Origin of the sequence: Citrobacter amalonaticus (assembly GCF_002918555.1) — a bacterium.
GTDB lineage: Bacteria > Pseudomonadota > Gammaproteobacteria > Enterobacterales > Enterobacteriaceae > Citrobacter_C > Citrobacter_C amalonaticus_A.
The window spans coordinates 225,526-240,100 of record NZ_PQMB01000002.1 but is presented as its reverse complement, the minus strand read 5'-3'; the positions used below and the strand labels follow the sequence as shown (position 1 = coordinate 240,100).

15 protein-coding genes are annotated in these 14,575 nt (G+C 52.6%); 7 read left to right on the top strand and 8 right to left on the bottom strand.

The window, feature by feature from the left end:
• Positions 1 to 18 precede the first annotated feature (18 nt).
• From chbC to chbG, 5 genes are all read left to right on the top strand, one after another.
• Positions 19 to 1,377, top strand: a complete 1,359-nt coding sequence (gene chbC, locus C3432_RS06505; protein WP_103775844.1) for a PTS N,N'-diacetylchitobiose transporter subunit IIC — start codon at positions 19 to 21, stop codon at positions 1,375 to 1,377.
• Positions 1,378 to 1,429: 52 nt separating this feature from the next.
• A complete protein-coding gene (chbA, locus tag C3432_RS06500; RefSeq protein ID WP_103775843.1) occupies positions 1,430 to 1,777 on the top strand; it encodes a PTS N,N'-diacetylchitobiose transporter subunit IIA in 348 nt (115 codons plus the stop codon).
• Positions 1,778 to 1,787: 10 nt separating this feature from the next.
• Positions 1,788 to 2,630, top strand: coding sequence for a transcriptional regulator ChbR (gene chbR / locus C3432_RS06495; protein WP_103775842.1), 843 nt, complete (start codon positions 1,788 to 1,790; stop codon positions 2,628 to 2,630).
• A 141-nt stretch (positions 2,631 to 2,771) separates the two neighbouring features.
• A complete protein-coding gene (locus C3432_RS06490; protein ID WP_103775841.1) occupies positions 2,772 to 4,127 on the top strand; it encodes a 6-phospho-beta-glucosidase in 1,356 nt (451 codons plus the stop codon).
• A gap of 12 nt (positions 4,128 to 4,139) precedes the next feature.
• Positions 4,140 to 4,898, top strand: a complete 759-nt coding sequence (gene chbG / locus C3432_RS06485; protein WP_103775840.1) for a chitin disaccharide deacetylase — start codon at positions 4,140 to 4,142, stop codon at positions 4,896 to 4,898.
• Between the two features lie 38 nt (positions 4,899 to 4,936).
• Here the strand turns inward: chbG and katE are convergent, their stop codons facing one another.
• Positions 4,937 to 7,192, bottom strand: a complete 2,256-nt coding sequence (gene katE / locus C3432_RS06480) for a catalase HPII (RefSeq protein WP_103775839.1) — start codon at positions 7,190 to 7,192, stop codon at positions 4,937 to 4,939.
• 192 nt (positions 7,193 to 7,384) lie between these two features.
• Here katE and cedA point away from each other — a divergent pair, with 192 nt between their 5' ends.
• Positions 7,385 to 7,639, top strand: a complete 255-nt coding sequence (gene cedA, locus C3432_RS06475) for a cell division activator CedA (protein ID WP_103775838.1) — start codon at positions 7,385 to 7,387, stop codon at positions 7,637 to 7,639.
• A gap of 54 nt (positions 7,640 to 7,693) precedes the next feature.
• Here cedA and tcyP read toward each other — a convergent pair whose 3' ends face one another.
• The 4 genes from tcyP to hxpB all read right to left on the bottom strand — a co-directional run bounded on the left by tcyP (position 7,694) and on the right by hxpB (position 11,482).
• Positions 7,694 to 9,085: a cystine/sulfocysteine:cation symporter gene (gene tcyP / locus C3432_RS06470; RefSeq protein WP_103775837.1), complete on the bottom strand. Its 1,392-nt coding sequence runs from the start codon at positions 9,083 to 9,085 to the stop codon at positions 7,694 to 7,696.
• Positions 9,086 to 9,220: 135 nt separating this feature from the next.
• Positions 9,221 to 9,808: a metal-dependent hydrolase gene (locus tag C3432_RS06465; protein ID WP_103775836.1), complete on the bottom strand. Its 588-nt coding sequence runs from the start codon at positions 9,806 to 9,808 to the stop codon at positions 9,221 to 9,223.
• Between the two features lie 95 nt (positions 9,809 to 9,903).
• Positions 9,904 to 10,665, bottom strand: a complete 762-nt coding sequence (kduD, locus tag C3432_RS06460) for a 2-dehydro-3-deoxy-D-gluconate 5-dehydrogenase KduD (RefSeq protein ID WP_103775835.1) — start codon at positions 10,663 to 10,665, stop codon at positions 9,904 to 9,906.
• 148 nt (positions 10,666 to 10,813) lie between these two features.
• Positions 10,814 to 11,482 (bottom strand): hexitol phosphatase HxpB, encoded by a 669-nt coding sequence (gene hxpB, locus C3432_RS06455; RefSeq protein WP_103775834.1) that lies wholly within the window; start codon positions 11,480 to 11,482, stop codon positions 10,814 to 10,816.
• Positions 11,483 to 11,630: 148 nt separating this feature from the next.
• Here hxpB and C3432_RS06450 point away from each other — a divergent pair, with 148 nt between their 5' ends.
• On the top strand, positions 11,631 to 12,167 hold the full coding sequence (locus C3432_RS06450) for a YniB family protein (RefSeq protein ID WP_103775833.1): 537 nt from the start codon (positions 11,631 to 11,633) through the stop codon (positions 12,165 to 12,167).
• Positions 12,168 to 12,268: 101 nt separating this feature from the next.
• On the opposite strand, the gene C3432_RS06445 is transcribed toward C3432_RS06450, so the two are convergent.
• The 3 genes from C3432_RS06445 to pfkB all read right to left on the bottom strand — a co-directional run bounded on the left by C3432_RS06445 (position 12,269) and on the right by pfkB (position 14,551).
• Positions 12,269 to 13,129: a fructosamine kinase family protein gene (locus C3432_RS06445; protein WP_103775832.1), complete on the bottom strand. Its 861-nt coding sequence runs from the start codon at positions 13,127 to 13,129 to the stop codon at positions 12,269 to 12,271.
• Between the two features lie 105 nt (positions 13,130 to 13,234).
• Entirely contained in the window at positions 13,235 to 13,525 is a 291-nt protein-coding gene (gene ghoS / locus C3432_RS06440; RefSeq protein ID WP_103775831.1) for a type V toxin-antitoxin system endoribonuclease antitoxin GhoS, read from the bottom strand.
• Positions 13,526 to 13,618: 93 nt separating this feature from the next.
• Positions 13,619 to 14,551 carry a 6-phosphofructokinase II gene (pfkB, locus tag C3432_RS06435; protein ID WP_103775830.1) on the bottom strand — a complete coding sequence of 311 codons (933 nt, stop codon included), beginning with the start codon at positions 14,549 to 14,551 and terminating at the stop codon, positions 13,619 to 13,621.
• Positions 14,552 to 14,575: the final 24 nt, after the last annotated feature.

Below are 14,575 nucleotides of genomic sequence, written 5' to 3'. Positions count from 1 at the left end.
TTTAAAGGGTATTTTTCTATGAGTAACGTCATTGCTTCACTTGAAAAGGTACTCCTTCCTTTTGCTGTTAAAATAGGAAAACAGCCTCACGTTAATGCAATCAAAAACGGTTTTATCCGCTTAATGCCGTTAACCCTCGCAGGGGCCATGTTTGTATTAATTAATAACGTTTTTCTGAGCTTTGGGGAGGGGTCGTTTTTTTATTCCCTTGGTATTCGTCTTGATGCCTCAACGATTGAAAATCTCAATAGTCTGAAAGGCATCGGCGGAAATGTTTATAACGGTACATTAGGTATTATGTCGTTGATGGCGCCATTCTTCATCGGCATGGCGCTGGCGGAAGAGCGTAAAGTTGATGCTCTGGCGGCAGGACTTTTATCCATTGCGGCATTCATGACCGTGACACCTTACAGCGTTGGTGAAGCCTATGCGGTAGGGGCAAACTGGTTGGGCGGCGCCAATATTATCTCCGGGATCGTTATTGGCCTGGTGGTAGCAGAAATGTTCACCTTTGTTGTTCGCCGTAACTGGGTTATTAAATTACCCGACAGCGTGCCTGCATCGGTATCCCGCTCATTCTCGGCGCTGATCCCTGGCTTTATTATTCTTTCAATCATGGGGGTCATTGCCTGGGCTCTGAACACCTGGGGCACCAACTTCCACCAGCTCATTATGGATACCGTTTCCACGCCGCTGGCGTCGCTGGGTGGGGTAGTTGGTTGGGCATACACTATTTTTGTCCCGCTGCTGTGGTTCTTCGGTATTCATGGTTCCCTGGCGCTGACCGCGCTGGAGAGCGGCATCATGACGCCGTGGACGCTGGAAAACATCGCTACCTACCAGCAGTACGGCTCCGTAGAGGCGGCGCTCGCGGCCGGTAAGACCTTCCACGTCTGGGCTAAACCGATGCTGGACTCTTACGTATTCCTTGGCGGCAGCGGTGCCACTCTCGGCCTGCTTATCGCTATCTTTATTGCCTCCCGTCGTCCGGATTATCGTCAGGTTGCGAAGCTGGCGCTGCCATCAAGTATCTTCCAGATTAACGAGCCGATTCTGTTTGGTCTGCCGATCATCATGAACCCGGTGATGTTTATCCCGTTCATTCTGGTGCAACCGATTCTGGCCGCTATTGCGCTGACGGCGTATTATCTGGGCATTATCCCGCCGATCACCAACATCGCGCCGTGGACGATGCCAACCGGCCTGGGGGCCTTCTTTAACACCAACGGTAGTATTGCCGCTCTGCTGGTCGCCCTGTTCAACCTCGGTGTCGCCACGCTGATTTACCTGCCGTTCGTGGTTGTCGCTAACAAAGCGCAGAATGCGATTCAGGAAGAAGAGAGCGAAGAAGATATTGCTAACGCCCTGAAATTCTAAATATTCTCCGGCATGGGGTGACTCATGCCGGACTGTCAAAGAGGAATGATTTATGATGGATCTCGATAATATTACCGATTCCCAAACGGAAGCCGAAGAACTTGAAGAAGTGGTGATGGGGCTCATCATCAACTCCGGGCAGGCGCGCAGCCTGGCTTACGCGGCGCTAAAACAGGCTAAGCAGGGTGATTTTGACGCGGCGAAGGCGATGATGGAGCAGTCGCGTATGGCGCTGAACGAGGCACACCTGGTTCAAACCAAACTGATTGAAGGCGATCAGGGCGAAGGTAAAATGAAGGTTAGCCTGGTGCTGGTACATGCTCAGGATCACCTGATGACGTCAATGCTGGCGCGTGAGCTGGTGACAGAGCTAATTGAACTTCACGAAAAGCTGAAATAGTAAGGAACTGATGATGCAACTACAGATTAACGCACCGGAAATTCCCGTCGCACGTGAACAGCAGCTGTTCAACGGCAAAAATTTCCATGTGTTTATCTACAACAAAACTGAAAGTATCAGTGGGTTGCATCAACACGATTACTACGAGTTTACCCTGGTCTTAACGGGTCGCTATTACCAGGAGATCAACGGTAAACGAGTCCTGCTGGAACGCGGTGATTTTGTTTTTATCCCACTGGGCTCGCATCACCAGAGTTTCTACGAGTTTGGCGCCACGCGTATTTTGAACGTTGGCATCAGTAAACGCTTTTTTGAACAGCACTATCTGCCGTTATTACCGTTTTGTTTTGTCGCATCGCAGGTGTACCGGGCCAACAACGCCTTTTTGACCTATGTCGAAACGGTCATTGCCTCACTGAATTTTCGCGATACGGGACTGGAAGAATTTGTTGAAGTGGTCACCTTCTACATTATTAACCGGTTACGCCACTACCGCGAAGAGCAGGTCATCGATGATGTACCACAATGGCTGAAGGGCACCGTGGAAACGATGCATGATAAATCGCAGTTTAGTGAAAACGCGCTGGAAAATATGATCTCCCTGTCCGCAAAATCTCAGGAGTATCTGACCAGAGCAACCCAGCGTTATTATCGAAAAACACCGATGCAGATTATTAATGAAATCCGCATTAACTTTGCGAAAAAACAGCTGGAAATGACGAACTACTCGGTTACGGATATTGCGTATGAGGCAGGTTACAGTAGCCCAAGTCTGTTTATTAAAACGTTTAAAAAAATGACATCATTCACGCCTAATAGTTATAGAAAAAAACTAACGCAGTACAATCAGTAGATTATTTGCTAATAGCCTGACGGGTCAGGGTATTAATAACCAGATTGCCAGTTTTGCCCTTTAACGCCGGGAGAGCAGCGTTATATCTGAAGGTGGGCAATATAATATACACGTCAGTATCTTATACTGAAGGGAGAAATTATGAGCCAGAAATTAAAAGTCGTCACTATCGGTGGCGGGAGCAGCTATACCCCGGAATTACTGGAAGGGTTTATTAAGCGCTACCATGAATTGCCGGTTTCGGAATTGTGGCTGGTTGATGTTGAAGGTGGAAAAGAGAAACTGGATATTATTTTCGACCTGTGCCAGCGCATGATTGCTAAAGCTGGCGTCCCGATGAAGGTGTTCAAGAGCCTCGATCGTCGCGAAGCGTTAAAAGATGCTGACTTTGTTACCACCCAGCTACGCGTTGGCCAGCTTAAAGCCCGCGAGCTGGATGAGCGTATTCCACTGAGCCAGGGCTATCTTGGTCAGGAAACCAACGGCGCAGGCGGCCTGTTTAAAGGTTTACGTACCATACCGGTGATTTTTGACATCATTAAGGATGTGGAAGAACTTTGCCCGAACGCGTGGGTCATTAACTTTACTAACCCGGCCGGGATGGTGACGGAGGCGGTATACCGCCACACAAACTTCAGGCGTTTCATTGGGGTGTGCAATATCCCGGTTGGCATGAAGATGTTCATTCATGACGTGCTGGCGCTGAAAGAGAGTGATGACCTGTCCATCGATCTCTTTGGTCTTAACCACATGGTGTTTATCAAAGATGTCCTTGTCAACGGCGAATCACGGTTTGCTGAACTGCTGGACGGCGTGGCTTCCGGGGCGCTGAAAGCCTCCACCGTGAAAAATATTTTCGATCTGCCGTTTAGCGAGGGATTGATTCGTTCCCTGAATCTGCTGCCGTGCTCGTATTTGCTGTACTACTTTAAGCAAAAAGAGATGCTGGCGATTGAAATGGGCGAGTATTACAAAGGCGGCGCCCGTGCTCAGGTGGTGCAGAAGGTTGAAAAGCAGCTTTTTGACCTCTACAAAGATCCTGAGCTGAATGTAAAACCGAAAGAACTGGAGCAGCGCGGCGGCGCCTATTACTCCGATGCAGCATGCGAAGTGATCAACGCTATCTTCAATGACAAGCAGACCGAACACTACGTCAATATTCCGCATCATGGTCATGTTGATAATATTCCGGCTGACTGGGCGGTAGAAATGACCTGCACATTAGGTCGTCATGGGGCGACGCCGCATCCGCGTATTACCCATTTTGACGAGAAAGTGCTGGGCCTGATCTATACGATTAAGGGCTTCGAAGTGGCGGCAAGCTCGGCGGCGCTTAGCGGCGAGTTTAATGATGTGCTGTTGGCGCTGAACCTTAGCCCACTGGTGCACTCTGACCGCGATGCGGAGAGCCTCGCACGTGAGCTTATTCTGGCCCATGAAAAATGGTTGCCAAACTTCGCCGGGTGTATTGAGACGCTTAAGGGCGCAAAGAACTAGCAGGAGAAGGCTATGGAACGCTTATTGATAGTAAATGCGGATGACTTTGGCCTGAGCAAAGGGCAAAACTACGGCATTGTGGAGGCCTGTCGCAATGGGGTGGTCACCTCCACAACAGCGCTGGTCAATGGCGAAGCCATCGAACATGCCGCGCAGCTGTGCCGTGAAGTGCCAGACCTGGCGGTTGGGATGCACTTTGTCCTGACCTTAGGGAAGCCGCTGACGGCAATGCCGGGTCTGGTTCGGGAAGGGCGTCTGGGGAAATGGATCTGGCAGATGGCAGAAGAAGACACGCTGCCGCTGGATGAAATTGCCCACGAGCTGGAATGTCAGTATCAGCGTTTCATTGACCTGTTTGGGCGGGAGCCCGTGCATCTGGACAGCCATCACCACGTGCACATGTTCCCGCAAATTTTCCCCATCGTGGCGCAATTTGCGGTTAAGCGGGGCATTGCGTTGCGTGTTGACCGTCAGATAGTACTGAACGCCGCCGATTTGCCGATGGCGTTACGCAGCTCTCAGGGCTTCAGCAGCGAGTTTTACGGTGAGGAGATCTCTGAGACGCTGTTTCTGAAAGCACTGGAGTCTTCCGCGAGCCGCGGGGAGTCCTCCCTTGAAGTGATGTGTCATCCGGCTTTCGTCGACAATATTATTCGTCAGAGTGCCTACTGTTACCCCCGATTAACTGAACTGGATGTACTAACCTCTCCATCGCTGAAAAATGCGATTGCAGAACGAGGCTACCGACTGGGCAGTTTTCTTGATGTGTGACTCCTGAGTTTGCGGCGCGTGATTGCGCCGCATTTTTTTCAGGCCGGAATTGTCGCGACTTTGCCGCTGCGAGACCAGACGCGGTGAGCCGCCATCAGTCCAGACAGCTCATCCATAAAATGGCTATCCACATTCTCTGCTTCCACAACGCCTTCTTCACCCTGACTGTCGATATTGAGCACCGATTTGAAACGACGCGCATCACCCGCCAGCGCAACCGGTTTGAGATGCTTATAGGCTTCCAGCAGATAATATCTGGCGTCGCCGCTGTTTTCGATGTCCGCAATATTTCCACAAGGTACAATAACTGCGTCGACCGTGAGCGACGGTGAGCCCGCAAACGTCCCGGCAATGGTTAATTCTGAACCATCATCGGCCTTCACTTCACCCATTCGCGTGTAGAGCAGTTTGGCATGAACACCTTTGGCTTTAAGCGCCTTCAGAATGGCGAGCAGATCCGCTGATTTCACTTTATCATTGAGCAGAATGGCCACTATGCGGCCTTTAATGTCTCCGCCAGGAACCGCGTACAGGCTGAGTGACGGATCTTTCTTCAGGCCGTTGACATCAGGCGGCGGCGCGATCCGCGTCTGCTCATCGGTCAGTGTGATACCCAGATTCTTAGCCACGGATTGCGCCAGATTAACGTCAATATGCGCCAGCTGATCGACCACTCTTTCACGAATATAGGCGCGGACAACTTTACTTAACTCGAAGCTGAACGCCTCAACAATATGCAACTGCTCGACCGGGGTCTGGCTTAGCCAGAACAGGCGAGGCTGGGCATAATATTCGCCGAAGGAGGGGCTGCGCTCACGAATTTTATTCCCTTCGATGCGCTCCTGATATGACTCAAATCCTCCGCGCTTTGGTCCCGGCGGCGTTTCGCGCGGCCAGTTGTCATTAATTGAGTTGGGTTCGTAATTCGCCGGGTTAGTATCAATGTCCTGCCGGTGCATCCCATCGCGTTGAAAGTTATGGTACGGACAGGTCGGGCGGTTAATGGGGATTTCATGGAAGTTAGGCCCGCCCAGACGACTGATTTGCGTATCGGTATAAGAGAATAACCGCCCCTGTAACAGCGGGTCGTTGGTGAAATCGATGCCGGGGACGATGTGACCGGGATGGAATGCCACCTGCTCGTTTTCGGCAAAGAAATTGTCCGGGTTTCGGTTGAGCACCATCTTTCCGACGCGCTGTACGGGAACCAGTTCTTCCGGGATCAGCTTGGTTGGGTCAAGCAGGTCGAAATCGAATTTAAATTCATCCTCTTCCGGGATTAATTGCAGCCCCAGCTCATATTCCGGGAAGTCACCCGCTTCAATGGCTTCCCACAGATCCCGGCGGTGGAAATCCGGATCGCGTCCGGTGAGTTTTTGCGACTCATCCCAAACCAGGGAGGCTTTACCCGCCAGCGGCTTCCAGTGAAAGCGCACAAACGTCGCTTTGCCTTGCGCGTTAATCAGGCGGAAAGTGTGAATACCAAACCCTTCCATAGTGCGGTAGCTGCGCGGGATGCCGTGATCGGACATCGCCCACATCACATTGTGCAGCGTTTCGGGTTGCAGCGAGACGTAGTCCCAGAAGGTATCATGGGCGCTTTGCCCCTGCGGAATGGCCCAGTGAGGTTCGGGTTTTACGGCGTGAACGAAGTCGGGGAACTTATGCGCATCCTGGATAAAAAAGACCGGGGTGTTATTGCCCACAAGGTCAAATATCCCCTCCTCAGTATAGAATTTGGTGGCAAAACCACGGATATCGCGCACGGAGTCAGCGGAACCCGCGCCGCCCTGTACGGTAGAGAAACGAACAAAAACCGGAGTGATTTTATCAGGGTCGGTAAGAAAATCCGCTTTGGTGATGTCTTTCAAGCTTTTGTAGGGCTGGAAGTAACCGTGAGCGGCGGAACCACGCGCATGAACGATCCTCTCCGGAATACGTTCGTGGTCAAAGTGGGTGATTTTTTCCCGCAGAATAAAATCTTCCAGCAGCGTGGGTCCACGACTTCCGGCACGCAGAGAGTTTTGATCGTCAGCGATGCGCACGCCCTGATTGGTGGTGAGAGCGAAGTTTTCACCCCCTTTGCGCGCGCTTTCCAGGGCATTGAGCTTATCGTTATGCGTTTCCGGTGCTTTCAGGCTACCCGGCGCGGTAGGTTGCGCCCCGGGCGGCGTTGGCTCCGGGGAGGGACGATGAAAACCGTCTTCTGGCGCCAGTGAATCCAGGCCCGGTTTAGCTTCGTTGGTATCATGAACCGGTGACTGATGCTGATGGGACTTCTTATCTTGCGACATTGAACTCGTCTCCATTTTTCATTACTGAAAGGGTCGTTGTTTTTTTTGTCAAAACCCCCTAACTATAGACCACCACTGCATTCGTGCTGGCGTCACTGCTGGTAAACTCAGGCAAATCGCACTCGCGGGGCAGGACGAAAGGGGGGAAGATCGGCTAAGATAGGGGTTTTCTGATTTTTTGAATCTGTCTTAGTGAAGCCATTGATGATGAAACCTTTTCGCCAACAAAATCGCCCGGTTATTAGCTATGTTCCGCGTGTAGAACCAGCCCCGCCAGAGCATGCGATAAAAATGGACGCGTTTCGTGACGTATGGATACTGCGCGGGAAATATGTCGCCTTTGTCTTAATGGGGGAGTCATTTCAGCGGTCGCCCACGTTTACCGTGCCTGAATCGGCGCAGCGCTGGGCAAATCAGGTTCGGCAGGAAAACGAAATAGCGGATTAGCGGGGATAAAAAAACCGCCTTCATGAAGGCGGTATCTGTTTGCAACACATTCCGTTAGTGATGCGCCAGTTCGGCGTCGTCCTCACTGTCCAGAATGGTTTTATCGGTTTGTTTCAGCCACTGGCTGGTTAGCGTACCCGCAGTCATCGATCCGCTGACGTTCAGCGCGGTACGGCCCATGTCGATCAGCGGCTCTACGGAAATCAGCAGCGCCACGAGGGTCACCGGCAGGCCCATCGCAGGCAGCACAATCAGCGCGGCGAAAGTCGCACCCCCGCCGACGCCAGCCACCCCCGCCGAGCTTACGGTGACAATTCCCACCAGCGTGGCAATCCACATCGGATCCAGCGGGTTAATCCCGACGGTGGGGGCAACCATTACCGCCAGCATTGCCGGATAGAGGCCCGCACAACCGTTCTGACCGATCGTCGCGCCAAAAGAGGCGGAGAAGCTGGCGATGGATTCCGGTACGCCCAGGCGACGCGTTTGCGCTTCCACATTTAGCGGAATAGACGCTGCGCTGGAGCGGCTGGTGAAGGCGAAGGTCAGGACCGGCCACACTTTACGGAAATATTTCAGCGGGTTGACGCCGTTAACCCCCAGCAGAAAGCCGTGTACCACGAACATGATGACCAGGCCGAGATAGGAGGCGACCACGAAGCTGCCCAGCTTGATGATATCCTGCAGGTTAGAGCCGGCAACGACTTTGGTCATCAGTGCCAGAACACCATAAGGGGTCAGCTGCATCACCAGACGGACCAGCTTCATCACCCAGCTTTGCAGGGTATCAATAGCGGTCAATACGCGCTCGCCTTTTGGCGCATCATCTTTTAACAGCTTCAGCGCGGCCACGCCGAGGAAGGCAGCAAAGATGACAACGCTAATGATGGAGGTTGGGTTTGCGCCGGTCAGATCAGCAAATGGGTTTTTCGGCACGAACGACAGCACCAGCTGCGGTACGCTCAGATCGGCAACTTTACTGACATAATTCGTTTCGATCGCGTTCAGACGTGCGGTTTCCGCACCGCCCTGAACCAGACCTTCCGCCGTCAGACCGAACAGATTCGTCACCAGCACGCCGACCAGCGCGGCAATGAGCGTCGTAAACAGCAGCGTGCCGATAGTCAGGAAACTAATTTTACCCAACTGTGAGGCATTATGCAGACGTGCAACCGCGCTCAGGATAGAGGCGAAAACGAGCGGCATGACGATCATCTGCAGCAGCTGGACATAGCCGTTGCCGACAATGTTGAACCACTGCACCGAGTCTTTGAGCACCTGACTGTCAGAACCATAAATGGTATGCAGGGCCAGGCCAAACACGACGCCCATGACCAAACCCACCAATACTTTCTTTGCCAGACTCCACTGTTTATGGCGCGTTTGCGCCAGCACAAACAGCAGAGCGACGAACACCACAATGTTCGCGATTAATGGAAAATTCATCCCCGTTCTCCTGATTTTATTATCCGTCTCGCCATGTCAGAGCGATCCTGTTGGCGCAAGGTTAGCAGAACTGTGACCTGGGTCTTATATTCAAATGGAATTGTTTATACTCAAAATGAAATTTTTGCCGGTTTACTAATCAATCTGATGCTTTATAAAGCGATTGAACTGCATTTGCAGCGTATTGATCATATGCGATGACCAGCGCACTGCACTGTTTTCGGGCAGCGTCTGCGGCATCCATACGGCCCAGGCAAACAGCGCCATACAGAGAAAGCGTTCCAGTTGGTTACCTTTCTGTGGGACGAGAATGGGCACGCGAAACCGCCAGCGACAGGGCCACAGCAGAGGAACACCTGCCGGTGTCAGCATATCTGCCACAATGTGGCTCAGATAACCCAGAACCATACCCTGCAGGGCATCCGCGGGAATAATCCAGGTATCAGGAACTTTGAGATAGAAAGTGGTGAGCAGAGCAAAAACCGCCAGCAGGCTATGCGTAAATCCGCGGTGACCAAAGGCGCGGGCGATCGGTTTGGAAATCCACTTGAGTCGTTGACCGAGAAAGGATTTCGGGTGATCGATATCCGGCAACAGGCATGTCAGAATGGCGGAGGGAACAATATGCCACCAGTCACCCTGCGCGAGCACGGGCGTCAGCTCGGCGTTTTTGGCAAACACCGCGCAGGCAATGGAAAAGAGAAGGTGACCTTCCGCCGTCATGATAAAACCTAATGAACTGTGAATTCATACAGTATAGGTTTTTTATCCATCTGGCGGAAGTGGTGACGTTGTAACTCTTTGTCAAAATTGCACGATTAACGCGCCAGCCAACCGCCGTCGACTGCAATAGTGTAACCGTTGATGTAGTCAGAGGCGTCTGAGGCAAGGAAAACCACCGGCCCTTGCAGGTCTTCGGGGGTTCCCCAGCGACCTGCCGGGATGCGGTCTACAATCTCCTGATTGCGTTCGGCGTCTTCCCGTAGCTGCCGGGTATTATTGGTCGCCATATAGCCGGGGGCGATTGCGTTGACGTTAATCTGGTGCTGTGCCCATTCGTTTGCCAACAGGCGCGTAATCCCCATGACACCGCTTTTTGATGCAGTATAGGAGGGGACGCGAATTCCCCCCTGGAACGACAGCATTGAGGCGATATTGATAATCTTGCCGCCGCGCCCCTGCGCCTGAAACTGACGTGCGACGGCCTGGGATAAAAAGAAAACCGACTTCAGATTCAGGTTCATCACGTCATCCCAGTCTTTCTCGCTAAACGTGAGTGCGTCATCACGACGGATGGTGCCTGCGTTGTTAACCAGAATGTCTATCCGACCAAACTGTTCAACCGCTTGTGTCACAATCCCGGCGATGGCGTTTTGCTGACTGAGATCGGCCTGGATGGCGAAAAAACGCCGTCCCAATGCTTCAACTTTAGCAGCGGTTTCTTTGGGAATTTTACGGTTCACGCCGACGATATCACAACCTGCTTCGGCCAGCGCAACGGTCATCCCCTGGCCCAGTCCGGTGTCACAACCGGTCACGATTGCCACTTTTCCTGTAAGACAAAAAGCATCCAGAATCATATTTACCTCGGCGATCCATTTTTATCAGTTATTGACCCTGACTGAAGGATAGAAGAGGAGCGGAGAGAATACAATTAAAAATGAAACGATGTTTTAAAAATGAAGGATGCATAGCAAAATGGGCAATGAGGACATTGCCCCATCGCTATCAGCCGCATAAATCGGCAATGGTCAGCCCGGCGAGTGAGGCGCGTTTTACGTTGGCAAGAGCATAACGTGGATCGTTCAAATCCTCTGGCGCCGGAACGACAATCGAACGCATCCGTGCGGCCTTCGATGCCACCATGCCGTTGACGGAATCTTCCAGGGCGACGCAGCTTAGCGGATCAACGCCGAGCTTTGCGGCACAGTCCAGGTACACCTGCGGGTGCGGCTTGCTGTAAGGCAGTTTCTCCGCAGAGGCGAGGGCGTCGAAGCTATCGCGCAGACCAAACATCGTCAGCACCTGTTCCAGCATATGCAAAGGGGAAGCGGAGGCGAGACCGACTTTCAGCCCCTGTGCTTTGCATAATGCCACGGCTTCACGTACGCCAGGCATCAGTGGGCGGGTCTCTTCGACCAACGAGATAGCCCGGGTGATGACGCGATCGGTAACTTCCTGACGGGTCGGACCATTCCAGGGCTGGCGGGCATACCAGAGCTCTACCACCATATCGATACGCAGACCCAGCGTGTCGGGCAGTTCGTGGCGACGGGTGATATCAACCCCGATGTCAGCCAGTACTTCCAGTTCAGCCCGATCCCAGAGCGGTTCGGAATCAATCAGCAATCCGTCCATATCGAAAATTGCAGCCAGTATTTGACGCGGGGTTGACATTACAACCTCTCCTTGTGAGCTTTAAATGTAAGGTATTCAGTGTTCATTAAGGCGAAAAGGCTATCATACCGCCTTTAAAGATCGGGCGAAAACAGTTATCAACAGGTAGACTTAAGCGAAAACGACGCGTCTTTATCAAGGGGAACTCATGACGTATCAACAAGCTGGACGCATTGCTGTCTTAAAAAGGATCTTGGGATGGGTGATTTTCATTCCAGCGCTGGTCTCCACGCTGATTTCCGCGTTGAAATTTATGTATTCGCATAGCGAAAAGCAGGACGGGATTAACGCGGTTATGCTCGACTTCACGCATGTCATGATCGATATGATGCGAGTCAACACGCCGTTCCTGAATCTGTTCTGGTACAACTCACCGACGCCTGACTTTCAGAACAGCCTGAATATTATGTTCTGGGCGATCTTCATCCTGATTTTTGTCGGTCTGGCATTGCAGGATTCCGGCGCCAGAATGAGCCGTCAGGCGCGCTTTTTACGCGAAGGCGTTGAGGACCAGCTCATTCTGGAGAAGGCAAAGGGAAGCGAAGGGTTATCTCGCGAGCAGATTGAGTCGCGTATCATCGTGCCTCACCACACCATCTTTTTGCAATTTTTCCCGCTCTACATACTACCGGTGATTATTATCGTCCTCGGCTACGTGTTCTTTTCACTGCTTGGATTTATATAACAATGAAGAACGCCCAATAGCTCTCCGCTTATCGGGCCAACGGTTCAGGTTGCGTACATCTGCAGGCCGGATAAGGCATAAGCCGTCATCCGGCATACCCGTTATGCCGCCAGCAATCTGTCCATTGCTTTTTGCGCAATCACCAGATGCTGTCCACCGAACAGCCGTGCCCGGTTAAGCAGCGTGTAGAGCTGGTAGACAGGCTGCCGCTCGAGAAAATCCTGCGGCAGCGGAGATACCGACTGATAGCCGTCATAAATTTGCGGTGGCTGATCGGTGTGCAGAGGCAGCATCGCCAGATCGCACTCCCTGTCGCCCCAGTAGCAGGCCGGATCGAAAATATACGGTCCGTCAGGTCCGAGCGCGCAGTTTGCGGACCATAAGTCGCCATGCAGCAATGAGGGTTGTGGTTGATGGGAGGAGAGACGCTGCTGTACATGCTCCACAATGGCATCGATATTGCCAAAGGCAATGCCTTTCTCTGCGGCTAATTCAAGCTGCCAGCCGATACGCTGCTCTGCAAAGAAGGTTGACCACCGACGCTGCCAGGCGTTCGGCTGCGGGGTGGTGGAAAGCGCGTTATCAAAATCGAGCCCGAACTGCGGCTGATCGCTCCACTGGTGTAAATGAGCAAGCTGCTGGCCCAGAATAAAGGCGTTATGGGCATCCAGCGGACGGGGAGGGAGAAAATCCATCACCAGAAAGCTGTAATCCCTGTCTGCGCCCACGGCCCAGACTTTCGGCACGGTGACGGTTTTACTGCGGGAGAGCAGGTCCAGCTGGTCGGCTTCCGCGGTAAAACCCGGGAGCAGTTCCCGCTCATCACATTTAACGAAGAAATCGCGCCCTGCATAGCGTAGATGCCACGCGGCATGGATCTCTCCGCCAGGCAGTTCATTACGCAGTTCGATTTCGCCTTCACCTGTTTGCTCACTTAAAAGACGACTGATAGCCTGCCACATGATGTCTCTCCCCATGTTGTCTGCCAGATCATAAGGTTAGCGCAAAGATGCGGTTAAAAAACACGAACTAACGCACACAGTGGATGCGTTTCGCGTGAAAGGCACTTATTGCCTGCCGTTATTCCACTCTTCCCAGCTTGTTACCGTCACGTCCGGCGTTTTACCCAGCGCGCTCCGGGCAAGCCCGGCGGCAAGTGCTTTAACCTCTTCTTTATCCTGGGCGCTTATCAGGCCAAAAGTATTGGTCCCCAGCTCATGCACGTTACCCTCATCGTCAGTCAGGGTCAGTAAAAAACCACTGCGCGTAAGGTGGTTGTTGAGTTCGTTGATTTCGGTTAAGGAGTCCTCATGGAACATAACGGTTATGACATATCGGGTGATATCCCCACTGGCCATAATTCACCTCTTTGTAATCACATGAGTTTTTAGCATAGACGGTTATTTCGTATGCCAACAGGTGAGAACCCCCTCAGGAAGAGGGGGGCGGTGTTACTGCTGTGAAAGGTATGCGTAAATTTTCTGCGTATCAGCATCAGAACATAAACGAGTGCCTTGATTAATGGTCGCCGCGCTCCCGGCCGCAACGCCGAAGCGCACCATGTCCTCAAGAGAGGCGTCTTCCGCCAGTTTCAGCGTCATGGCACCGACCATACTGTCGCCAGCGCCGACGGTACTCTGGCTTTTGACCGGAGGAGGGACGACCTGCACACAGGATTCACTGTCCACCGCGAGCGCACCTTGCGGGCCAAGGGATACGACCACCCGTCGAGCTTTGCCGCTGTCAACGATCTCCTGTGCTGCTTTACGCACGTCATCGGGTTGCGTCAGCTCGCGATTAACCAGCGCACTCAGTTCCTTTTGGTTTGGCTTTACCAGTTCAATGTTACCGATAGTCAGCGCTGCGCTTAACGCTTCACCAGAACTGTCGATAATGCAGCGAATCCCCTGTTTTTGCGCGGCGGAAATCAGTTGGGTCAGTTTTTCGAGCTTCACGCCGGGAGGCAGGCTGCCGCTAATAACGAGAATTGCGCCTGACTCAATTTCAAGAACGTGTTCTTCCAGTTGGCGAAATTCATCTTCACTGAGCGCCGCACCCGGCATAACAAAGCGATATTGCTCGCCACTTGACTCGACGTGCACGTGCAGGTTCTGACGCGTCCAGTCTTTGGCTTCTACGGTGGATACAGGGACATTTTCATCGGCCAGCAGTGAGACCAGATGTTCTCCGGTGGCTCCGCCTGCGGGGAAGATAGCCGTTGCTTTGCCGCCCAGATGGGCGATGGCGCGGGCCACATTTATCCCGCCGCCGCCGGGTTCAAAAACCGGTGCAGCACAGCGGAGTTTTCCTTCCGGGTAGATCTGCGGAGTGACTGTTGCGCTATCAAGAGAGGGCGCAAGTGTTAACGTATAGATACGTACCATCTTTACCTCCTGTCAGGATGACTT